General features: G+C 27.4%; 3 protein-coding genes. All 3 read right to left on the bottom strand.

Features of this window, described 5'->3' with window-relative positions; all coding sequences use genetic code 11:
• On the bottom strand, positions 1-1,898 hold a 1,898-nt coding region (locus ACWYO2_RS05190), incomplete at its 3' end, for a transglycosylase domain-containing protein (protein WP_455515422.1).
• Complete coding sequence (rlmN, locus tag ACWYO2_RS05185; protein WP_455515421.1) at positions 1,882-2,943, bottom strand: 23S rRNA (adenine(2503)-C(2))-methyltransferase RlmN; 1,062 nt, start codon at positions 2,941-2,943, stop codon at positions 1,882-1,884. The genes ACWYO2_RS05190 and rlmN, both read right to left, overlap by 17 nt.
• 8 nt (positions 2,944-2,951) lie before the next feature.
• Positions 2,952-3,644, bottom strand: coding sequence for a ribonuclease PH (gene rph / locus ACWYO2_RS05180; RefSeq protein WP_455515420.1), 693 nt, complete (start codon positions 3,642-3,644; stop codon positions 2,952-2,954).
• Between the last annotated feature and the right edge of the window lie 269 nt (positions 3,645-3,913).

Genomic DNA, 3,913 nt, shown 5'->3' with positions numbered 1-3,913 from the left:
GTTCTTAAATCTATAGTTTTTTTAACCAAAGTTCCATTAGCTAAACCTTCTTCTATAAATTGGAATTTACCTATATCAAAATTACTTAAATTAGAAACTGTTTGCATATAGTTTTTCCAAATTGGAAGAGCTGCACTTGCCCCTGACATTCCTCTACCCATAGATTTATTATTATCATTCCCTACATATACAACTGTTACAAGAGTTGGTGTATATCCAGTAAACCATGCAGAAACATCATCACTAGTAGTTCCTGTTTTACCTGCTACAGGTACAGCAGTTCCCTTAGCATAAATTTGTGCTCCTTTACTTCCTCCGTTTTTTACAACTGATTGCATCATATGAGTAACTAAAGCTGCATATTCTGGTTCTAATACTTTTTCTTTTTTAGTATCAGCTTCATATATAACTTCTCCAAACTTATTTTCTATCTTATATATAAATTGAGGTTTAACTTTATTTCCACCATTAGCAATTATAGCATAAGCACGAGCCATATCAATTGGAGATAATGTAACAGAACCTAATGCTATTGTTAAATCTTTAGGAATTTCTGTATCTTCAAATCCAAAACTTTTCCAAAGTTTAATAACTTTATTAAGCCCAGCAAGATCTAAAGCCTTAACAGCAACTATATTATCTGATACTTCTAAAGCCTTTAATAAACTCATATTGTTTCTATATTTCCAATCATAATTTTTAGGAGTCCAATTACCAAAAACTGTAGGTGAATCTTCTAAAGTAGTTCCCATTGTAAGATTATTTTGTAATGCAGCTAAATAAACAAAAGGTTTAAATGATGAACCGGGTTGTCTTTTAGCACTAGTTGCACGATTAAAATCACCTTTAGCATAATTTTTCCCTCCAACCATAGCTTTAACAAAACCATTACTTGGATCTATAGATATTAGTGCACCTTCAAGTTCCGCTCTCTTATTTAAATTATTATTTGTTGCAAATGCTTTATAGGCTGCTTTTTGCATGTTTATATCAGCTGTTGCATATATTTTATATCCTGTAAACAATAATTTTTCATCCTCTTCATTTTCTATACCTAATATTTTTTTCACTTCAGAAAGAATAACCGTAGTAAATTCAGGTGCTATATTTGTTGAAGATATTTTTTCATCTTGATTTCTTTCTAATGCTTTATTATTTGAAAATACAATTTTTTCATTTAAAGCTTTTTCATATTCTTCCTTTGTTATTGCATTGTTCTTATACATTAAATTTAATACAACTTTTTGTCTTTCTAAAGCATTTTTTAATTTAGAATACTTAGTTGGTGATTTAGGCATAGAGGCAAGTATTGCTGCTTCTGCAACAGTTAAATCTTTCGGTAATTTATTAAAATAAATCCGTGCAGCATTCTTTATTCCATAGGCCCCTCTTCCAAAGTTTATTGTATTTAAATAAAGTTCTAATATTTCATCTTTAGTTAATTTTCTTTCTACTCTTGTAGCAAGCACTGCTTCTACAATCTTTCTTTTTAAAGTTCTATCTGGAGTTAAAAATATAGTTTTAACTAATTGTTGAGTAATAGTAGAACCTCCTTCACGTCCAGTTTTAGTAACATTTAAAAATAGTGCTTTAGAAAGTCTTACAAAATCTAATCCATTATGACTTCTAAATCTTTTATCCTCAACAGAAATAAAAGCATTTTGGACCATTTCCGGTATTTCATCTATACTTATTGGATCTCTATTCTCAACTGTTATTAAATCTAATTGATTTCCATTAATATCATAGATAACAGAAGGAGATAGTGTTTTATAATTTTCTATTAAATCATCTGGATACTTTCTATTAACTTCAAAAATAACATATCCTAAAAATAAAACACCAATAAATACTAAAGAAAGAATTATAGTTATCGTGTATTTATATATTTTCTTCATTATCAATTTCCTCTTTCTTAACTTTAAGTTGACCACAAGCTGCTTGTATATCTTCTCCTTTAGTCTCTCTTAAAGTTACATTTATTTTATTATTTAATAAATAAGTATAAAAATCTTTTTGTTTTTTCAAACTAGGTGTTTCATAAGGTTTCCCTACAACTTTATTATACGGTATCAAATTAACTAAATGATTAAATGACTTCATAAATTTAACAAGATTTATCGCATCTTCTCTTTCACAATTAAAATCATCTATCAATATATATTCAAAAGTTATTCTATTTTTTGTCTTACTTTGATAATTTAATAAAGCTTCTTTTAATTTATCCAAAGGATTAACCTTATTTATAGGCATCAATTCAGATCTTTTTTCATTATCTACACTGTGAAGAGAAATAGCTAATCCTATTTGCTTTTCATCTTCAGTAAATCTATTTATCTCTTTAACTAATCCAGAAGTTGAGATTGTGAAATTTCTTTTAGAAAATTCCTGACCTTCTTTGGAATTTAAAATATTAATAGACTTAAGTACTGCATCATAATTTAAAAAAGGTTCTCCCATACCCATAAATACAACATTAGAAATCTTATCACCCTTTTCTTTCAAATAATTTTGCAAATAATAAAATTGCATCAAAATTTCTGAAGCTTTAAGATTTTTTTCAAATTTCATCATACCAGTCGCACAAAAATCACATTTTAATGGACATCCAACTTGAGATGATACACATATACTATATCTATTATTATACTTTAATAAAACTGATTCTATCAATCTCTTACCTGATATTGAAAAAAGAAACTTCACAGTTTCTTTATCACTAGAAGTCTGGTGCATAATATATTTCAAACTACCAATCTCAAATTTTTCTTTTAATATTTCTATATCCGATTTAGAAATATTTGTAAATTGTTCAAAATCAAACACAAGTTTTTTATGCAACCACTCATATATTTGAGTTGCTCTAAATTTTTTAAATCCCATACCCAGTAAAACTTCTTGCAATTCTTCTAAATTAAGATTTAATATATCTATTTTTTCCATATTTTCTCCTATAAAGTAAATAACTTATCAAAAGCATTACGAGTAATTTCTAAAAGAGAATTTAATTCTTTTAAATTAAAAGTCTTTCCTTCACCAGTTCCTTGTATTTCTACAAATTCACCCCTATCATTCATAATAATATTCATATCTACTTCAGCTCTTGAATCTTCTTCATATTCTAAGTCAAGTAAAACCTCACCATCAACTATTCCAACACTTATAGCAGCAATTTTAGAAACAATAGGATTTTCAGTTATTTTCCCGCTATCTAATAGTTTGTTTACAGCTAATTCCAAGGCTAAATATCCACCTGTAATAGCAGCAGTTCTAGTTCCACCATCTGCTTGTATTACATCACAATCTATCATTATAGTTCTTTCTCCAAGTTTTTTTAAATCTATAGCTGCACGTAAAGATCTTCCTATTAATCTTTGGATTTCCATGGTTCTTCCAGTTAATTTACCGTTAGAAGATTCACGCTTAGTTCTTGTATTAGTAGCACGTGGTAACATAGAATATTCAGCTGTTATCCAACCTTTTGAGCTTCCTTTCAAAAATGGAGGAACTTTTTCTTCTACAGTGGCATTACATATTACTTTAGTATTACCTAACTCTATTAAAACAGAACCTTCTGGATATTTAATATATTCTTTACTTACTCTAATTTCTCTTATTTCATCTTTTTTTCTATTATTTCTCATATTTCTCCAATCTTTATTCGATTATACCACAATTAAATTTAAAATACAATTTAGTCTGTTGTATCAGTAAATCTCCCTGTTTCTATATTATATTTTTTTAAAAATTCTAAAAATTGTTTTCCAAAAAAATCTATAGGTTCTTTATATATTATATCAACTATTTTATTAATATAAAAAATTTTAGGAGTTAGAATATGAAAAATCAAGAATTATTTGGAGCATGTCCCTTTTTTACTACACAAAAACTATTAACAGGAAAATGGACAATT

The sequence above is a fragment of the Pseudostreptobacillus sp. genome, assembly GCF_977040545.1.
This window is presented reverse-complemented; position numbering and strand designations above follow the sequence as displayed.

Coding starts and splice junctions, on each gene's coding strand:
- rlmN (WP_455515421.1), bottom strand. CDS start 2,943: ATGGAAAAAATAGATATATTAAATCTTAATTTAGAAGAATTGCAAGAA.
- rph (WP_455515420.1), bottom strand. CDS start 3,644: ATGAGAAATAATAGAAAAAAAGATGAAATAAGAGAAATTAGAGTAAGT.